This window comes from Roseivivax sp. (assembly GCF_054552075.1).
In genome coordinates, this window is record NZ_JBTOLZ010000004.1 from 158,792 (window position 1) to 176,908 (window position 18,117).

Consider the following 18,117-nt stretch of genomic DNA (forward strand, 5'->3'; position numbering starts at 1 on the left):
CGGCTCTCACCCCCGAAATCCTGAAAAAGCGCCCGCGCTCAGCCGTCCGCGGCCAGCTCCGCGCCCTGCGCCGCCTCGAGCTCGGGCTTGAAGCGGTTCTCGTAATCGGCCCCGATCAGCGGGCCGATGAAGCGGTAGAGCACCGTGCCCTCGGCATCGAGGATGAAGGTCTCCGGCGGCGCGGTCACGCCCCAGTCGATCGCCGTCCGCCCCTGCGGATCGAAGGCCACCGCGGCAAAGGGGTTCTCCTCGTCGACCAGGTAGCTCTCGGCCGCGCCGGGCTTGTCCTTGATGTTCACCCCGACGATCCGCACGCCCGCCTCGGCCAGCTCCAGGAGCTTCGGATGCTCCGCCCGGCAGGGCGGACACCAGCTCGCCCAGAAGTTCACCAGCGTCACCTGCCCCTCGGTCAGGTCGCCCTCCACGAGGCCCGGGTAGTCCGCCAGCCGCGCCTCGGTCACCGGCGGCGCCGCCTGGCCGACGCGCGTCGAGGGCAGCCCGTCGGGGTCCTCGCGCTGCATGCCGACATAGGCGAGCCCCGCGAAGGCCGCGAAGATTAGGGGCGGCAGCACCATGAGCGGCGAGATCCTAGCCATTGCGCGCCTCCACCCGTTCGAGCTGGCGCTTGACCTGGCGCGCGCGCAGCACGCTGGCCAGCACCAGAAGCGCCAGCAGCACCAAGGTCACCGCATAAGCGGACAGGACCGTATCGGCGTATTTTCCAAGATCGGGCATCAGGCCATGCGCTCCCGCGCGAGCAGCACCCGCATCCGCCGCGCCCGGATCTCGGTCTGGGTGCGCAGGAAGACAAGCGCGATGAACAGAAGGATGAAGCCGCCCATGCAGACGAGGAGCGGCAGGTAGAAGACATCCGCCACGTTCTCCTCCTTGTCGAGCGACAGCGAGGCGCCCTGGTGCAGCCCCTGGTTCCAGAAGTTGACGGCGTAGCGCGAGAGCACCGCGAAGACCGAGCCCACGAGGCAGAGGATCGAGGTCAGATCCGCCGCGGTGTCGTCGTTCTCCACTGCCGCCCAAAGCGCGATATAGCCCAGGTAGAAGAGGAACAGGATCAGGAAGGAAGTGAGCCGCGGGTCCCAGGCCCAGTAGGTGCCCCACATCGGCTGGCCCCAGATCGCCCCGGTCGCCAGCGCGATCACCGTCATCACCGCGCCCACCGGCGCCGCCGCCCGGGCCGCCAGCGCGCTGACATGGTGGCGCCGCACGATCCAGACCAGCGAGGCCACCAGCATCATCAGCCAGCCGTTGATCGCCATCAGCGCCGAGGGCACATGCAGGTAGATAATCTTCACCGTCGAACCCTGGCGGAAGTCGTCGGGGGTGAAGAAGAACCCCCAGATCAGCCCGACCACCAGGCAGGCCCCCGCGAGCCCCGCGAGCCAGGGCAGCACCCTGTCCGTGGCGCGGATGAACTTGACCGGATTTGCGTATTCCCAAAGCGACATGGCGGTTCTCTAGTGCCTTCCCTCGGCGCTCACAATTCACATCTGGTCGCGCCGGGGCAAGGCCCGGTCCGCGGCGCGCCCTAGCGCAGATTGACGCGCAGCACCGCCGCCGAGGCGAAGGGCAAGAGCGCCAGCGCCCCGAAGGAAAGCCCCGCCAGCAGCAGAAGCGGCGTCTCCACCGTCAGCCCCGCCGCGCCGCGCCGGGCCACCTCGGCGCCGAAGATCAGCGTCGGCACGTAGAGCGGCAGCACCAGGAGCGACAGGAGGAGCCCGCCGCGCTTCAGCCCCACGGTCAGCGCCGCCCCGAAGGTGCCGATCACCGAGAGCGCCGGCGTGCCGATCAGGAGCGACAGGAAAAGCCAGGCATAGCCCGGCCCCGGCAGGCTCAGCAGCACCCCCAGGAAGGGCGCGGCCAGGACCAGCGGCAGCCCGGTGGTCAGCCAATGCGCCAGCGCCTTGACCGTGACGATTCCTTCGAGCGGCAGCGGCGCGGTGGCCAGGAGGTCGAGCGAGCCGTCCTCCTGGTCTAGCGCGAAGATCCGGTCGAGCGACAGCAGGCAGGCCAGGAGCGCCCCGATCCAGAGGATGCCCGGCGCGATCTCCGACAGGAGCGCCGCCTCCGGCCCGACCCCGAAGGCCACCAGCACGGTGACGATCAGGAAGAAGGCCAGCCCCAGCCCGAAGCCGCCGCCGGCGCGCACCGCCAGCGCCAGGTCGCGGGTCAGAAGCGCCCTCACAGGAAGGCCTCCTCGGCGCTGCCCGGCGTGGGCCGCCGGGCCTTGTAGGGGCCGAGGTCAAGGACCCGCGCCTCGGGCAGGCCGAGGTCGATATGGGTGGCGATCACCGCCGCGCCGCCGCCCTCGAGGTGGCGCCGCACGGCGCCCGCAAACAACGCCACGGCGCCGGCATCCAGCGACACGGTCGGCTCGTCCAGCGCCCAGACCGCCCGCCCGGTCACCAGGAGCCGCGCCAGCCCCAGCCGCCGCTTCTGCCCGGCCGAAAGATTGCCCGCCAGCCGGTCCTCGAGCCCCGCGAGATCAAACGCCGCAAGCGCCGGTCCGATCTCGCCGGTGCCGAAGACCCGGGCCCAGAAGCGAAGGTTCTCGGTCACGCTCAGCGCCGATTTCAGCCCGTCGAGATGGCCCGCATAGGCCAGCGCCTCGCCGCCCTCGACGGTCCCTGAAAGCGGCGGCTGCAGCCCCGCGAGCGTGCGCAGCAGCGTGGTCTTGCCCGATCCGTTCGGCCCGCGCAGCACCAGCGCCTCGCCGGGCCCGAGCGCGAAGCTCACCCCGTCGAGGACCGGCAAACCGCCGCGCGCCACAGACAGATCCGACACCGTCAACATCGCCCCGAGGTCTATCCCGCCCCGCCCGCCGACAAAAGCGCATAGTGCCCGCCGCCGCGCCAGGCGCGACACCTCACCCCCGACGCGCCCCCGCCTCACCCCGCGCCAGCTCCCGGCCTGACCGGGCCACAAATACCTCTCGGGGGAGCACGAGGGGGTAGACAGCCCCCTCGTTCCCGCACGCGCAACAGGCGCGACACCTCACCCCGACGCGCCCCCCACATCACCCAGCACCAGCCCCCCAGCCTGACCGGGCCACAAATACCTCTCGGGGGAGCGCGAGGGGGCAGACAGCCCCCTCGCTCCCGAACCCGCAACAGGCGCGACACCTCACCCCCGACGCACCCCCGCACCACCCAGCGCCAGCCCCTCGGCCTGACCGGGCCATAAATACCTCTCGGGGGAGCGCGAGGGGGCAGACAGCCCCCTCGCTCCCGCAGGTTCAACAAGCGCAAGGTTTCGATAAAGCGCCCCGCCCCAAACCCTCAGGTCGGCAGCACCGCCAGGGCCACGCGCCGCCCCTCGGAGAGCAGCACGTTGTAGGTCCGGCAGGCCGAGGGCGAGGCCATGACCTCGACGCCGAGGCCCGCCTCCTCGAGGCGCAGCCGCAGGGGTTTCGGCAGGAAGGCGATCTCGGGGCCGGTGCCGACGAACAGCACGTCGACCTCCTCGGCGAGGGCCAGCAGCGTCTCGGCATCCTCGAAGCCGCCCCAGGCGCTGACGCCCTGCGGGCCGAGGCAGAGCGCGCCCTCGCGGATCTCGCCGTCGACGCGGAAGAAGCCCGGACCGTAGCCATCGACCGGCAGGGCGTCGGTATATGTCACTTCGTTCAGGCGCATGATGTCCTCATTTCAGCTTATCCGTCCCAGAGGGGCAAGCCCGCGATCACGGCGCTCAGGATCACCAGATAGGCGATCAGCCGGTAAAGTCCCTCGCGGGCGGGGTCGAACCAGGCCTGGCCGAGCCTTGCGCCGAGCCCATAGGGCAGAAGGAGCGCCGCCCCGAGCGCCAGCGCCTCGAGCCCGAGAAGTCCCTGCAGCGCCATGAGCGGCAGGAGCAGCGCGGAGGTCACGGTCAGGAAGACAAGCGCGGTGGCGCGGCTCTGGGCGACGCGGGCGCCGCTGGCGAGCTGGAACAGCACCATGATCGGGCCGAGGAGCCCGGTGGCCCCGCCGACAAAACCCGTGGCGGCCCCGATCGAGGCATGGGCGGCGGGGCTCGGCGGGATCGGGCGGCGCCAGCCCGCGACCAGCGCCAGGAGCGTCAGCGCGGTCACCCCCGTCACACCCCAGCGCAGCCAGGTGAGATCGGCGACCCGCAGCACCCAGAGCCCCAGAGAGGCGCTCGCGGCGGCGCAGAGGATCATCACCCCGAGCCCGCGCCGGTCGACCTGCGGCAGCGCCCGGGGCAGCACCGTCACGAAGGAGGCGAGTGCTGCCACGTTGAAGGCGGCGACCGCCATCTCGAGCGGCATGAGCGCCGCGGCGGGCGGCATGAAGACCAGCGCCGCGCCGAAGCCCGCGAAGCCGTAGACCGCGCCGGCGGCGAAGGTGAGGGCCAGGAGCGCGGCCAGCCCCGAGGGATCGAGCGTGGCGGCGAGCGCCTCAGGCATCCACGTTGGCGAACTGCGTGCCGGCGCCGCTGTCGGGCTTGTCCCAGTCGCGCTTCACGCCGAGCCGGAACAGCAGCGCGGTGGCCACGAAGATCGAGGAATAGGTGCCCACGATCACGCCCCAGATCATCGCGAAGACGAAGCCGCGGATCACGTCGCCGCCCAGGATGAACAGCGTCACCAGCGCGATCAGCGTGGTCATCGAGGTCATGATGGTCCGGCTCAGGGTCTCGTTGATGGAGATGTTGAGCACCTCCTTCAGCGGCCGCTTCTTGTATTTGATCAGGTTCTCGCGGACCCGGTCGAAGACCACCACGGTGTCGTTCAGCGAATAGCCGACGATGGTGAGGAGCGCGGCGATGATCGACAGGTCGAACTGGATGCGCAGCTCCGAGAAGATCCCGATGGTCAGCAGCACGTCGTGCACCAGCGCGGCCACCGCGCCGAGCGCGAACTGCCATTCGAAGCGCAGCCAGATGTAGATCAGCACCGCCCCGATCGCGAGTAGCACCGCGATCACCGCGGCCTGGATCAGCTCGCCCGAGACCTTGGGCCCGACGCTTTCGACCGAGGTGAAGCTGATGTCGGGGGCCACCGCCTGCAGCGCGGTCTCGACCGAGGCGATGGTGTCCTGGGTCACCGCCTCCTCGTCGCCCTGGGGCGCGATGCGGACCATGGCGACGTTCTGCTCGGGGCCGAAGCTGGGGTCGAAGACCTCGGAGATGACGATGTCGCCCAGTTCCAGCTCGCGCAGCGCCGCGCGGTAGGCGCCGACGTCGACGGGCTGGGCGCTCTCGGTGCGGATCGTGGTGCCGCCCCGGAAGTCGATGCCGAAGTTCAGCCCCTGGAAGATGAAGGAGACGAAGGCCACGACCATCATGACCGCCGAGATCCCGAGCCAGAGCTTGCTGCGCGAGAAGAAGTCCAGAGAGGTGTCTTCGCGGATGAGTTTCAGACGACGCATCTTCTATCCTCTCAGACGGTGATGGTCTTCGGGCGCGTGCGCTCGAACCACATGGTGACGAAAAGCCGGGTGACGTAGATCGCGGTGAAGACCGAGGTCACGATGCCGAAGCCCAGGGTGATCGCGAAGCCGCGAACCGGGCCCGAGCCCATGGCGAACAGGATGATCGCGGTGATGATCGTGGTGATATTGGCGTCGACGATGGCCGACAGCGCCTTCTCGTAGCCGCGTTCGATCGCCCGGGCGGGCCCGCGCGCGGTCTTCAGCTCTTCCCGGATGCGCTCGAAGATCAGCACGTTGGCGTCCACCGCCATGCCCACGGTCAGCACGATGCCGGCGATGCCGGGCAGCGTCAGCGTCGCCCCGATAACCGACAGGATCGCGAAGAGAAGCGAGATGTTGATGATCAGCGCCACGTTGGCGAAGAGCCCGAAGAGCCCGTAGGAGGCGAACATGAAGGCCAGGACGAGGGCGAAGGCCACCAGCGTGGCCACCTGCCCGGCCTCGATCGAATCCTGCCCGAGCTCGGGGCCGATGGTGCGTTCCTCGAGGAAGGTCAGCCCGGCGGGCAGCGCACCGGCGCGCAGGAGCACCGCAAGCTGGGTCGATTCCTCGACCGTGAAGCGGCCGGTGATGATGCCCGAACCGCCCGGGATGTGGCTCTGGATCACCGGGGCCGAGATCACCTCGTCGTCGAGCACGATGGCGAAGGGGTTGCCGATGTTCTCGGCGGTGTAATCGCCGAACTTGCGCGCGCCCGAGGAGTTGAACCGGAAGTTCACCGCGGGGTTGCCGTTCTGGTCGAAGGCGGGCTGCGCGTCGACCAGCTCCTCGCCGGTGACGACGGGGGCGCGTTCGAGTTCGTAGAAGACGCCCTCCTCGTCGAGCGACGGCACCACCTCGTTGCCGATGCCCGGATCGGTGCTTTCGGACACCCCTCGCGAGACGACCGGCTGGAAAGTCAGCTGCGCGGTGGTGCCGATGATCTCCTTCAGCTCCGAGGCCGAGCCGATGCCCGGCACCTGGATCAGGATGCGGTCGGCGCCCTGGCGCTGGATCGTCGGCTCGCGGGTGCCGACCTCGTCGATGCGGCGGCGGATGATCTCGAGCGCCTGGCGCACGGTGCGATCGTCGGTGGCCGCCTGTTCGGCGTCCGAGAGCCGCACCACCAGGGTGTCGCCCTCGCCCGAGACGGCGAGGTCCTGCGCCCCGGCGGAGGCCACCGAGGCCACCGGCTGGGCCAGCTCGCGCACCGCGGAGAGCGCCTCCTGCATGCCCGAAGGCTCGCCCAGGCGCACGCGCAGCTCGCCCGGCGTGTCGGCCTGGAGCCGCACCGTGCCCACGGTGTCGCGCAGCGGGCGCAGCGTGTCGCGGACCTCGGGCCAGAGCGCCTCGAGGCGGGCGTCGTAGACGTCCTCGACCTCGACCTCGGCCAGGAGATGCGCGCCGCCGCGCAGGTCCAGCCCGAGGTTGACCAGCGTCGCGGGCAGCCAGTCGGGCCAGACCGACTTCTCGGCCAGCCGGTCCTCGGTCTCGCCCTGCCGCTCGATGGCGGTCATCGCGTCGTTATGGGTCTCGACGCGGTCGTAGAAGAGGTTCGGCGCGGAGAAGACGATCCCGAAGGCCACGACAAGCCAGATGAGGACGCGCTTCCAGGTGTCGATCTGCAGCATGGCGGGGCCTTCGTGCATCGAGGGCGCGGGCGCGGGGCACCGCGCGCCCGGTCAGGGATCAGGAGTTCGCGGGCTCGGTCTTGGAGAGGACCTGGGCGACGGTGTTCTGCACCACGCGGACCTTCACGCCCTCGGCCAGTTCGACCTCGAGCTCGTTGTTCTCCTTGACCTTCACGACCTTGCCGATGAGGCCGCCCTGGGTGACCACCTGGTCGCCGCGGCGCAGGCCCTCGACCATCTTCTGATGTTCCTTCATCTTCTTCTGCTGCGGGCGGATCAGCAGGAAATACATGATCGCGAAAATGAGGATCAGGGGCACGAACTGCGCAATCGCATTGCCATCCATCGGAGGCTCTCCTTGTCAGTGAGACGCAGGGCGGCAATCCGCCCGGGCGAGGTTGCGCGGAACCTATGGAAGGCAGGGGGCCGATGCAAGCGGGCTTGGCGCCGCCGTGACGGGGCGTTTGACCCCCCGCGGCCCGCGCCTAATCTCGGCTCCATGCGCGCCGCCCTGATCCTGCTTCTGTGCCTGGCCTTCGCCCTGCCCGCCCGCGCCACCGAACCGGCGGTGGGGCGGCTCTTCGGCGGCGGTTTCTCGGCGCTGCGGATCTGTTCGGGCACGCTGGTGGGCCCGGCGACGGTGCTGACCGCGGCCCATTGCGTGACCTTCCCCGACGGGCGCAAGCGCGGCACGCGGGGGCTGGGCTTCGTGGCGGGCTGGGAAGAGGGCCGGCACGCGGGTGCGGCCAGCGTCGAGGAGATTCTCCTGCATCCCCGCGCCAGCGACGCCGAGGGCATCGTGGTCGCCTATGACATCGCCATCCTGCGGCTCGACCGGGCGCTGCCCATGGCCCCCATCCGGGTCGGGCGTTCGGGCCCCGAGGGCGGCTTCTCGATCATCGGCTACGGCCGCGAGGACACCGCGCATCAGGCCCTGCAGGAGGGCTGCGCGGGCCGGCTCAAGGGCCCGCGCTGGTATCTCTCCTGCCCGGTCTCGCAGGGCATGTCGGGCGGGCCGGTGCTGGCGGGCCGCGGCACCGCGCGGCGGGTGGCGGGGGTGATCTCGGCGATCTCGGGCGAGGAAGCCGTCGCCGCCCGCGTCGACCCTTGGGTCCTGCGGGAGCTGGCGCGCCCCTACACACCCTGAAAGACTTGAGGCATAAGCGTCGCGACTCGGGCCGAACACCGACAGACGCAAGCCAATAAGGAGCCCCGGCGATGCACGACATCCGCTTCATCCGCGAGACCCCAGAGGCCTTCGACAAGGTCATGTCGCGGCGCGGGCTGTCGCAGGCATCGGCGCCGCTTCTGAAGCTCGACGAGGAGCGCCGCGCCGCGATCCACGCCGCCGAGACCGCCCAGGCCGAGCAGAAGCGCGCCTCCAAGGAGGTCGGCCAGGCCAAGGCCAAGGGCGACGAGGCCGAGTTCGAGCGCCTGCGCGCGCTCGTCGGCGAGAAGAAGGACGAGGTCGCCGCCATGCAGGCGCGCGCCAAGGACCTGGACGCCGAGCTCGAGGCGCGGCTGATGGAACTGCCGAACCTCGTTTACGACGACGTCCCCGAGGGCGCCGACGAAGAGGACAACGTCGAGATCAAGCGCTGGGGCACGCCCCGCAGCTTCGCGTTCGCCCCGAAGGAACATTTCGACCTGCCCGCGGTGCACGACGGCATGGACTTCGAGACCGCGGCCAAGCTGTCGGGCTCGCGCTTCGTGGTCATGTCGGGCGCGGTGGCGCGGCTGCACCGGGCGCTGGCGCAGTTCATGATCGACACCCATGTCGAGGAGAACGGCCTCACCGAGACCTGGACCCCGGTGCTGGTGCGCGACGAGATGATGTATGGCACCGGCCAGCTGCCGAAGTTCGGCGAGGACAGCTACCGCACCACCAACGGCTGGTGGCTTGTGCCCACCGCCGAGGTGACGCTGACCAATATCGTCAACGGGCTGACCGTCGAGGAGGACTACCTGCCCCGCCGCTACGTGGCGCACACCCAGTGCTTCCGCTCCGAGGCGGGCAGCGCGGGCCGCGACACCGCGGGCATGTTGCGCCAGCACCAGTTCGAGAAGGTCGAGATGGTCTCGGTCACCCACCCCGAGGAAAGCGAGGCCGAACACGCCCGCATGACCGCCTGCGCCGAGGGCATCCTGGAGAAGCTGGGCCTGCCCTACCGCACGGTGACGCTTTGCTCCGGCGACATCGGCTTCGGCGCGCGGCGCACCCATGACATCGAGGTCTGGCTGCCCGGGCAGGACAGCTACCGCGAGATCTCCTCGGTCTCGACCTGCGGCGACTTCCAGGCCCGCCGGATGAACGCCCGCTTCAAACCCAAGGGCGGCGGCAAGCCCGGCTTCCTGCACACGCTGAACGGCTCGGGCCTGGCGGTCGGCCGGGCGCTGATCGCGGTCCTCGAGAACGGCCAGGAGGAAGACGGCTCCGTCACCCTGCCCGAGGTGCTGCATCCCTATCTCGGCGGCCGCAGCCGCCTGACCGCGGAGGGTGGCCTGGAATGAGGCAGGAGACGGCCAGCACGCTCTGGGCGGGTGCCGTCCTTCTCGCGGCGCTGAGCTTCGCGCTCTCGCCGCTCGTCTCGGCCGGCTTCAACGGCTTCGAACCGGGGCAATTCCCGGTCCCGCAGGAGGACCCGCCGGTGCAGCCCGCGGGCTATGCCTTCTCGATCTGGGGGCTGATCTACCTCTGGCTCATCGCCGGGGCGGGCTTCGGATTGTTGCGCCGCCGCGACGAGGAGGACTGGGCCCCGGCCCGGCCCTGGCTGTTCCTGAGCCTCGCTGTCGGCACGCTCTGGATTCCCGTCGCCAACCTCTCGGTGCTGGCGGCCACGGTGATGATCTGGATGATGCTGGCCGCGGCGCTGCTGGCGCTTTTCCGCGCCGGCGACGAGGACCGCGGCTGGCAGCTCTCGCCCATCGCGGTCTACGCGGGCTGGCTGACCGCCGCCTCGGCGGTCTCGCTGGGGCTGGTCCTCGGCGGCTATGACTTCCTGCCCGGCACGCCCGCGGCTCTTGTGGCGCTGACCATCGGGCTCGCCATCGCGCTGGTGGTGCAATACCGCCTGCACCGCGCGCCGGAATACGGGATGACGGTGATCTGGGCGCTGGTCGCGGTGATCGTCTCCAACGCGCAGCCCTTCAACATCGCGGTGGCGGGCCTCGCGGTCCTCGGCATCGTGGCGATCCTGGCGCTGCGCGGCACGGACACCGAGTGATGACCGAGCGGGTCTTCTACCTGGGCCTCGGCGGGCAGAAATGCGGCTCCTCCTGGGTGCAGGCCTATCTGGCGCGGGCGGCGGGCTCGGACTTCGGGCGGCTTGGCGAATACCAGGTCTGGGAACACGGCGTCGGCGGCGCCTTCGCGCGCTACCGGGTCGCTCCGCCCAGCCTTCCAGAGCGCCTGCGCGCCCGCGCCAAGACGCTCGTCGGCGGCGCGGAACCCGCGCAGCACCTGCGCTGGCGGCTGCAATCCGATCCCGAGGCTTATTTCGACTATTTCGCGGGCCTCCTCGACCGCCCCGGCGTGACCCGCACCGGCGACATCACCCCGTCTTACGCGGCCCTGCCGCCCGAGACCCTGGCGCGCATCCGCGAAGGCATGGCCAAGCGCGGCATCACAACCCGCGCGATCTTCGTCATGCGCGACCCGGTGGAGCGGCTGCGCTCGCAGATGCGCATGGAGATGGAGAAGGGCCGCCTGCCCTACTCCGACGAAAACGAGGCCCCGCTCCGCGCCTTCTACGCCGACCCCGAGGCCGAGGCGCGCAGCCGCTACGATCGGACGCTGGCGGCGCTGGAGGCGGTCTTCGCCCCCGAGGAGCGGCATGTGGCGCTGTTCGAGGAGCTCTTCACTGCGCCGGGCATCCGGGCGCTAGCCGAGTTCGCGGGCGTCCCCATCGAGGCCGAGGCCGGCGGGCAGAAGGTCAATGCGCGGGGCCGCGGGCTCGCCGTCTCCGAGGCGCTGGCAACCGAGATCGCGCTGCATTACGCGCCGGTCTACGAGGCCGCCGCCCGGGTCTGCCCGCAGGTGCGCAGCCTCTGGCCCAGTGCCGAGCCGGTCTTCACCAGGCCATGAGCCCCGCCGCAACAAGTTGCTCGGGCGCGCGGTAACGCGCTGACCGGGGGCCAAGAAAGCTGCCCGAGCCGGCGGCCATCTTCTCCAGAAGCTCCGCGTAGAAGGTGTATTTCGCCGCCCCCTGGGTATGCGCCTTCCAGTGCCGCGCGCGCTCGATCTTGGCCGCGAACTCGGCGGTGAAGACGAAATGCGCGATCGAGAGCAGCATTTCGGGATCGGGCGGCAGGCTGGCGTAATGCGAGCCCACCTGCCAGCTCTCACCGTCGCGGCGCAGGAAGGGCAGCTTGTGCCGGGCCGAGCGGTTGAAGGGCGCCTTGCCCTTGCGCCCGAGCAGCCGGTCGGTAAGCCGGCGCTTCGGCGCGCCGATGCCATGGGCCGCAAAGAGCCGGTTGGTCTTGGAGGTGCCGAAGGGATCGGGCTGGGCGCCGGGGCTCAGCGCCACCAGCGGCTCGGCCTCGAAATAGGGATAAGCGGCGAAAAGCCCCTCGGGCGTGTGGGGCATCGGCGCCGCAAGCGCGGCCAGATCCTCGGGGAAGAACTCTACCAGCGAGGCGCAGATCGCGGGCGTGGCGCGGGCCTCCATGCGGGCGTAGACCTCGGCGACCGAGGTGACGCCGGGTGGCAGGATCAGGAACTCGTCGGCGTCGAAATAGGCGACCACCTCGCCCGGGGCCTCGACATGCGGGAGCGCCGCCTTGACCCAGGTGCCGAAGCGGTCGGGGCGGGTGCTGCCGTCGGGAAAGACAATCTCGACCGGCGCGCCGAAGCCCATGCCCGCGCGGTAGAGGACCACGTCCTCCTGCGCTTCGAGATAGGCGCCGCCGCCGTCCTCGGAGCCGTCGTCGAAGACCAGGAACTGCTCGAAGCCGATGGCGCGGTAATGCCCGAGGAAGGCGGGCAGAAAGGCCATCTCGTCGCGCAGGATGACGAAGAGCTTGCGCGCGCCGGGCCGGGGCGCGCCCTGCACGCGGCGCACCTCTTTCCACAGATCCTCCAAGCCGAGCCGTTTGCCGCTGTCTGCCATATCGGAAGTCCTACCCTGCCTCGCACACAAGAAAAAGGCCGCCCCCTGGGGACGGCCCTTTCCGGTATCTCGCAATCCCGAAGGGGATCAGCGCTTCGAGAACTGGAAGCTGCGGCGGGCTTTCGCGCGGCCGTACTTCTTGCGCTCGACGACGCGGCTGTCGCGGGTCAGGAAGCCCGCGGCCTTCAGGGCCGGACGCAGCGCGGGATCGTAGAGCTGCAGCGCGCGGCTGATGCCGTGCTTCACGGCGCCCGCCTGGCCGGAGAGGCCGCCGCCCTTGACGGTGGCCATGACGTCGAACTGGTCCTCGACACCGGCGACGGTGAAGGGCTGGCGCAGGATCATCTGCAGCACCGGGCGCGCGAAATAGACGTTCAGCTCGCGGCCGTTGACGGTGACCTTGCCGGAGCCCGGCTTGATCCAGACCCGCGCGGTGGCGTCCTTGCGGCGGCCGGTCGCATAGGAGCGGCCGAACTCGTCGCGGACGGGCTCGCGGGTGATCGCGATCTCGGTCTCGGGCGTGCCGGCAGCGTCGACGCCTGCGGCCTGGCCCAGTTCTTCGAGGGAATTGATTTGCTCAGCCATTACTTCGCCACCCGGGTGTTCTTGGAGTTCAGCGACTTGACGTCGATCACTTCGGGCGATTGCGCCTCGTGGGGGTGCTCAGCACCCGCGTAGATGCGCAGGTTGCCCAGTTGCTTGCGGCCCAGGCGGTTGCCCGGAACCATGCGCTTGACGGCCTGGAAGACCACCCGCTCGGGGTGCGCGCCTTCGAGGATCTGCTCCTTCGTGCGCGACTTGATCCCGCCGGGATAGCCGGTGTGCCAGTAGAAGTGCTCCTGGCGCTTCTTGCCGGTCAGCTGGACCTTGTCCGCGTTCACGATGATGACGTTGTCGCCCATATCCATATGGGGGGTGAAGGACGGCTTGTGCTTGCCGCGCAGCCGGTTGGCGACGATCGAGGCGAGACGACCGAGAACGACGCCTTCCGCGTCGATCACGATCCATTTCTTCTCGATATCGGCCGGCTTTGCCGAGAAGGTTTTCATGGCGGGTGACCCCTGGTTCTTGACTGTTCAGGCCGGGTGCCGGGCAGAGGCCCGGACCGGCGCGATCCGATGGGCGGGTTATACGCATCGCGGACCGACAGTCAAGCGCGGGAAATCCGATAAAACCGCGCGTTTTCAGTGTCTTGCAAAATAGGTATTCATATACCCCACAAAATCGCCCCCTCAGACCGCGATCCGCTCGGGCGGGTTCTCCAGAAGCCCGCGCACCCGCCCCAGCGCCGCCTCGAAGGCCGGCAGCCCGACCTGGGCGTTGATCGCGATGCGCACCGCATGGGGTGCGAAGCCGTCGCGCAGGGCGAACTCGTCGGCGGCGCGGAGCTGCACGCCCTCGAACTCGGCGGCCTGCACGAAGGTCGCCGCCCGCCAGCCCGCCGGCAGCCGCAGCCAGAGGAAAGGCACGCCTTCGCGCCAGCCCACATCGTGCCCGCCCAGAAGGTTCACCGCCGCGCGGATGTAGCGGTCGTATGCGCGCCGCACCTCGTCGAGGATCGCGGGCAGCTCGGGCCGGCGCAGCAGGTCGGCCACCAGGTCGCCCAGCGGCTGGGCCAGCCCGAAGAACCCGTGTTCGACCGAGCGGCGCAGGTCCGCCCGCCGCGCCTGTGGCGCCACAACAAAGCCCACGCGCAGCGCCGGGGTGATTGACTTCGAGATCGAGGCCACCAGCCAGCCCTGCTCGGGCAGAAGCGCCCGGTAGCCGAGCCCCGCGCGCGGGCCCAGCCGGTAGCAATCGTCCTCGAGCACGTGGAAGCCGCGCCGCTGTGCGACCGCGGCGATTTCCTTGCGGCGGCGGTCCGGGGTCTGGCGGCCGGTCGGGTTGTGGATCTCGGGCGAGGTGCAAAGAAGCTGCGCGTCGTGCCGCCGGGCGAGCTCGTCCAGCGCCTCGGGCAGGATGCCGTCCTCGTCCATCGGGACCGAGACCACCTCGGCACGCAGCAGCTCCGCCGCGCGGCGGAAGCCCGGATAAGACAGCTCCTCGACCAGCACCACCGGCCGTGCGCCGCGCAGCACCGTCTGCATGACGATGCCGATGCCGTTCTGCCCGCCGTGGCAAAGCGTCAGGTCCTCTTCGCTGACCGGCCCCAGCGGCGTGTCCGAGAGCCAGTCCAGCACCGCCTCGCGCGCCGGTTTGAAGGCCGCGCGCGAGGGATAGTTGATCAGCGATTCGACCGGGTGCCGGGAGAGCCGGGCAAAGCCCTCGCGGATCAGCGCGATCTGTCCGCAGTCGGGCAGTTTCGGCGCGACGAAGCTCACGAAGCGGCCCGATTGCGGCGCCTCGGTCTGCGGCCAGGGCGCATCGGGCAGGAGCTTGCGCGTGCCGCCCGCCTCGCCCCCGGCCACGAAGGTGCCGCGCCCAACCTCGGCCCGGGCCGCGCCGCCGTCGGTCAGGATCGTATAGGCCCGCGCCACCGTGCCGGGCGTGATCCCGAGGTCGAAGGCCAGGTCGCGCACCGGCGGCAGCTTGTCCCCGGCCGCCAGCTGCCCCGCCGCGATGGCGCCCCGGATGGCATCGGCCAGCCGGCGGTATTTCGGCAGATCCGCGGCGCCCTCGGCATAGGCGGACAATATTGTATCCATGACAATGTTTCCCTCGACCAATACACGCACCTTATTGTATCACTCATTGCATGGCAACAGCGCCGTATTGTATCGACACGAACGCAGACAACCGCAAATAACCCAAGAGATCGCATTCAAGGAGACCTCCAGATGTCCGCCGCAGCCCCTCACGCCGCACTTCTCGACACGCTTGCCCGGGCGCCGCGCCTGACCGCGCCGGCCGAGATCGCCCTCAAGGCCGCGGTGGTGCTGACGCTCTGGACCGACCGCGCCCGCAGCCGGAAACATCTGGCCGGGCTCGACGCCCATCTCCTCCGTGACGTCGGGCTGGACCGCGCCGAGGCCGCGCGCGAAGCCGCCCGCCCCTTCTGGCAGGGCTGAGCCCTCCAGGACCTCCGGGCGCCCTCCTGTATCCCTGGGCGCGCGGAGACCTCTCCCTGTTGGGCCGCCTTCGGGCGGCCCTTTTTTCGTGGTGGTTCAGGTTTTGGTGTCGCCCCGCACTTTGCGCCGGGCGACACCCTGAGTCCGCGCGTCGCGCGCCACGGCCGCTAGGCGCGCGCCACGGTTCGTCGCCCCGGCACCGCGCCCTGCCCCAATGCCCCGACCTGAGCCCAGCCGCACGCCCGCACCATGCCGCCTCACCCCGGCCCACAGGCGCCACGCAGCCGCCTGCCCCGGTCCGCCGCCCCCTTCACACCGCCCCGGCCCTGCCCTAAAGAGCGCATCACCAGTAGCGAGGATGCGCCGAGACCCATGCAAGAGCCCGACATCACCCCCGAGCTGATCGACGCCCACGGCATCAATCCCGAGGAATACGACCGGATCCTCGAGATCATCGGCCGCGCGCCCTCCTTCACCGAACTGGGCATCTTCTCGGCGATGTGGAACGAGCATTGCTCCTACAAGTCCTCGAAGATCCACCTGCGCAAGCTGCCGACCAAGGGCCCGCAGGTGATCTGCGGCCCGGGCGAAAACGCGGGCGTGGTGGACATCGGCGACGGCCAGGCGGTGGTCTTCAAGATGGAGAGCCACAACCACCCCTCCTACATCGAGCCCTACCAGGGCGCGGCGACCGGCGTGGGCGGCATCCTGCGCGATGTCTTCACCATGGGCGCCCGGCCCGTGGCGGCGATGAACGCGCTGAGCTTCGGCGCGCCGGAGCATCCCAAGACCCGGCAGCTCGTGCATGGCGTGGTCGAGGGCATCGGCGGCTACGGCAATGCCTTCGGCGTGCCCACGGTCGGCGGCGAGACCCGCTTCGACCCCGCCTACAACGGCAACTGCCTGGTCAACGCATTTGCCGCGGGCCTCGCGGATGCCGACAAGATCTTCTATTCTGCCGCCTCGGGCGTCGGCCGCCCGGTGGTCTACCTGGGCGCCAAAACGGGCCGTGACGGCGTCGGGGGCGCGACCATGGCCTCGGCCGAGTTCGACGAGACCATCGAGGAAAAGCGCCCCACGGTGCAGGTCGGCGATCCCTTCACCGAGAAGCGCCTGATGGAGGCCTGCCTCGAGCTGATGCAGACCGGCGCGGTGATCTCGATCCAGGACATGGGCGCCGCGGGGCTGACCTGTTCGGCGGTCGAGATGGGCGACAAGGGCAACCTCGGGGTCAAGCTGGAGCTCGACCGCGTGCCCTGCCGCGAGCCCGGCATGACCGCCTACGAGATGATGCTCTCCGAGAGCCAGGAGCGGATGCTCATGGTGCTCGACCCCGCCAAGGAGGCCGAGGCCCGCGCGGTCTTCGAGAAATGGGACCTCGATTTCGCCATCGTCGGCGAGACCATCGCCGAGGACCGCTTCCTGATCGAACAGGGCGGACGCGTAATGGCCGATCTGCCGCTGAAGGCGCTCTCGGGCACCGCGCCCGAATACGACCGTCCCTGGGTGCCGACGCCCGCGGCCGAGCCGCTGGCCGACGTGCCGCAGATCGACCCGATCGACGGGCTGAAGGCGCTCCTGGCCTGCCCCAACCACGCCGCCAAGAACTGGCTCTTCGAGCAATACGACAGCCAGGTCATGGCCGACACGGTCGAGGGCCCGGGCTACGGCGCGGGCGTCATCCGGGTGCATGGCACCGACAAGATGCTGGCCTTCACCTCAGATGTGACGCCGCGCTACGTCAAGGCCAATCCCGAGGCGGGCGGCGCCCAGGCCGTGGCCGAGGCCTACCGCAACCTCTCGGCGGTGGGCGCGCTGCCGCTGGCCACCACCGACAACCTGAACTTCGGCAACCCCGAGAAGCCCGAGATCATGGGCCAGTTCGTCGGCGCCCTGACCGGCATCGGCGCGGCCTGCGAGGCGCTCGACATGCCGATCGTCTCGGGCAATGTCTCGCTTTACAACGAGACCGACGGCACCGCGATCCTGCCGACGCCGACGATCGGCGCAGTGGGGCTGATCGCCTCGGGCGAGACGCCGATCCTCGACCGCCCGCGCGAGGGCCATGTGCTCCTGATGATCGGCGCGCGCGGCAGCCATCTCGGCTCCTCGGCGCTCCTGGCCGAGGTCTTCAACCGCACCGACGGCGACGCCCCCGCGGTGGACCTCGAGGCCGAGCGCCGGAACGGCAGCTTCATCCGCGACAACCGCGACCTGATCCGCGCCTGCACCGACATCTCCGACGGCGGGCTGGCGCTGGCCGCCTTCACCCTGGCCGAGGCCGGGGGCGTGGGCCTGACGATCGACGAGGAGGACACGCCCTTCCTCTTCGGCGAGGACCAGGCGCGCTACCTCGTGGCCTGCAACTTCGACATGGCCGAGGCGCTGATGTCGCGGGCCACCGCCGCGGGCGTGGAGATCGCCTCGGTCGGCCGCTTCCACGGCGAGAGCCTGCGCATCGGCAGCTCCGAGGCGCCGCTCACCGAGCTCTCCGCGCTCTACCGCCGCGCCTTCGCCGAGACCTTCGCGTAAGCGCGGGCCGCGCCGCCGCCCGGAGCCGCCCTCAGCACGCCACCCAAACACGTCGCGCGCCCGCCCCCTTGGGGCGCGCGCCACCGCGGCTCCAGCGCGCCACCGCATAATCGGTGCGGCCGCGCCCGCCGTTTGCGGCCCACGCCTCCTGAGGCCCGCCAGCCTCTACGCGCGCCCTCGCCTGCCGCACAGCCGCCAAACCCAGGCCCGGCGCGCACCACCTCCACAAGCGCCACGCAAAAACCCCCGACGCGCCACGCCGCCCACCCGCGCGCACCCCCTTCCCCCCTTCAGCTTGGCTCAAATACCCTCGGGGTGAATTGGCGGCGCAGCCGCCAAGAGGGGCAGAGCCCCTACACACAAAAAACAAAAAAGACGCCCCGCGAAGCCGCGGGGCGCCCGTTTTCTTCAA

20 protein-coding genes are annotated in these 18,117 nt (G+C 70.2%); 6 read left to right on the plus strand and 14 right to left on the minus strand.

Annotated elements, in window-relative coordinates; genetic code table 11:
• Positions 1–38: 38 nt before the first annotated feature.
• The 10 genes from ACX938_RS04690 to yajC form a co-directional block, all read right to left on the minus strand.
• Positions 39–596, minus strand: coding sequence for a DsbE family thiol:disulfide interchange protein (locus ACX938_RS04690; RefSeq protein WP_459430169.1), 558 nt, complete (start codon positions 594–596; stop codon positions 39–41).
• Positions 589–735 carry a heme exporter protein CcmD gene (ccmD, locus tag ACX938_RS04695; RefSeq protein WP_370634868.1) on the minus strand — a complete coding sequence of 49 codons (147 nt, stop codon included), beginning with the start codon at positions 733–735 and terminating at the stop codon, positions 589–591. Before ccmD ends, ACX938_RS04690 begins: the two co-directional genes overlap by 8 nt.
• Positions 735–1,463, minus strand: a complete 729-nt coding sequence (locus ACX938_RS04700; protein ID WP_232752707.1) for a heme ABC transporter permease — start codon at positions 1,461–1,463, stop codon at positions 735–737. The genes ccmD and ACX938_RS04700 overlap by 1 nt, the downstream gene beginning before the upstream one ends.
• 80 nt (positions 1,464–1,543) lie before the next feature.
• A complete protein-coding gene (gene ccmB, locus ACX938_RS04705) occupies positions 1,544–2,200 on the minus strand; it encodes a heme exporter protein CcmB (protein ID WP_232752706.1) in 657 nt (218 codons plus the stop codon).
• Entirely contained in the window at positions 2,197–2,808 is a 612-nt protein-coding gene (gene ccmA, locus ACX938_RS04710; protein ID WP_459430170.1) for a heme ABC exporter ATP-binding protein CcmA, read from the minus strand. The genes ccmB and ccmA overlap by 4 nt, the downstream gene beginning before the upstream one ends.
• A gap of 485 nt (positions 2,809–3,293) precedes the next feature.
• Positions 3,294–3,647 (minus strand): Mth938-like domain-containing protein, encoded by a 354-nt coding sequence (locus ACX938_RS04715; RefSeq protein WP_232752704.1) that lies wholly within the window; start codon positions 3,645–3,647, stop codon positions 3,294–3,296.
• 17 nt (positions 3,648–3,664) lie between these two features.
• Entirely contained in the window at positions 3,665–4,420 is a 756-nt protein-coding gene (locus tag ACX938_RS04720) for a sulfite exporter TauE/SafE family protein (RefSeq protein ID WP_459430171.1), read from the minus strand.
• Entirely contained in the window at positions 4,413–5,384 is a 972-nt protein-coding gene (secF, locus tag ACX938_RS04725; RefSeq protein WP_232752701.1) for a protein translocase subunit SecF, read from the minus strand. The genes ACX938_RS04720 and secF overlap by 8 nt, the downstream gene beginning before the upstream one ends.
• Positions 5,385–5,395: 11 nt before the next feature.
• Complete coding sequence (gene secD, locus ACX938_RS04730) at positions 5,396–7,057, minus strand: protein translocase subunit SecD (RefSeq protein ID WP_459430172.1); 1,662 nt, start codon at positions 7,055–7,057, stop codon at positions 5,396–5,398.
• A 58-nt stretch (positions 7,058–7,115) separates the two neighbouring features.
• Positions 7,116–7,403 (minus strand): preprotein translocase subunit YajC, encoded by a 288-nt coding sequence (yajC, locus tag ACX938_RS04735; protein WP_232752699.1) that lies wholly within the window; start codon positions 7,401–7,403, stop codon positions 7,116–7,118.
• Positions 7,404–7,556: 153 nt separating this feature from the next.
• Between yajC and ACX938_RS04740 the strand changes: the two genes are divergently transcribed.
• The 4 genes from ACX938_RS04740 to ACX938_RS04755 all read left to right on the plus strand — a co-directional run bounded on the left by ACX938_RS04740 (position 7,557) and on the right by ACX938_RS04755 (position 11,141).
• A complete protein-coding gene (locus ACX938_RS04740; protein WP_459430173.1) occupies positions 7,557–8,204 on the plus strand; it encodes a trypsin-like serine peptidase in 648 nt (215 codons plus the stop codon).
• 71 nt (positions 8,205–8,275) lie between these two features.
• Entirely contained in the window at positions 8,276–9,568 is a 1,293-nt protein-coding gene (gene serS / locus ACX938_RS04745; protein WP_459430174.1) for a serine--tRNA ligase, read from the plus strand.
• On the plus strand, positions 9,565–10,281 hold the full coding sequence (locus ACX938_RS04750; protein ID WP_232752696.1) for a hypothetical protein: 717 nt from the start codon (positions 9,565–9,567) through the stop codon (positions 10,279–10,281). Before serS ends, ACX938_RS04750 begins: the two co-directional genes overlap by 4 nt.
• Positions 10,281–11,141: a sulfotransferase family protein gene (locus ACX938_RS04755; protein ID WP_459430175.1), complete on the plus strand. Its 861-nt coding sequence runs from the start codon at positions 10,281–10,283 to the stop codon at positions 11,139–11,141. Before ACX938_RS04750 ends, ACX938_RS04755 begins: the two co-directional genes overlap by 1 nt.
• Here the strand turns inward: ACX938_RS04755 and ACX938_RS04760 are convergent.
• The 4 genes from ACX938_RS04760 to ACX938_RS04775 all read right to left on the minus strand — a co-directional run bounded on the left by ACX938_RS04760 (position 11,128) and on the right by ACX938_RS04775 (position 14,810).
• A complete protein-coding gene (locus tag ACX938_RS04760; protein ID WP_459430176.1) occupies positions 11,128–12,165 on the minus strand; it encodes a glycosyltransferase family 2 protein in 1,038 nt (345 codons plus the stop codon). The two genes, ACX938_RS04755 and ACX938_RS04760, sit on opposite strands and share 14 nt — an antisense overlap.
• 87 nt (positions 12,166–12,252) lie before the next feature.
• Positions 12,253–12,750 (minus strand): 30S ribosomal protein S9, encoded by a 498-nt coding sequence (rpsI, locus tag ACX938_RS04765; RefSeq protein WP_232752693.1) that lies wholly within the window; start codon positions 12,748–12,750, stop codon positions 12,253–12,255.
• Positions 12,750–13,214: a 50S ribosomal protein L13 gene (rplM, locus tag ACX938_RS04770; protein WP_232752692.1), complete on the minus strand. Its 465-nt coding sequence runs from the start codon at positions 13,212–13,214 to the stop codon at positions 12,750–12,752. Before rplM ends, rpsI begins: the two co-directional genes overlap by 1 nt.
• Before the next feature lie 183 nt (positions 13,215–13,397).
• Complete coding sequence (locus tag ACX938_RS04775) at positions 13,398–14,810, minus strand: aminotransferase-like domain-containing protein (protein WP_459430177.1); 1,413 nt, start codon at positions 14,808–14,810, stop codon at positions 13,398–13,400.
• A gap of 132 nt (positions 14,811–14,942) precedes the next feature.
• On the opposite strand from ACX938_RS04775, the gene ACX938_RS04780 reads away from it, so the two are divergent.
• Both ACX938_RS04780 and purL read left to right on the plus strand, forming a co-directional pair.
• The gene (locus ACX938_RS04780; RefSeq protein WP_232752690.1) at positions 14,943–15,173 is read left to right on the plus strand and encodes a DUF1127 domain-containing protein; all 231 of its coding nucleotides are present in this window, start codon (positions 14,943–14,945) and stop codon (positions 15,171–15,173) included.
• A gap of 372 nt (positions 15,174–15,545) precedes the next feature.
• Positions 15,546–17,705: a phosphoribosylformylglycinamidine synthase subunit PurL gene (purL, locus tag ACX938_RS04785; protein ID WP_459430178.1), complete on the plus strand. Its 2,160-nt coding sequence runs from the start codon at positions 15,546–15,548 to the stop codon at positions 17,703–17,705.
• The last annotated feature ends 412 nt before the right edge of the window (positions 17,706–18,117 follow it).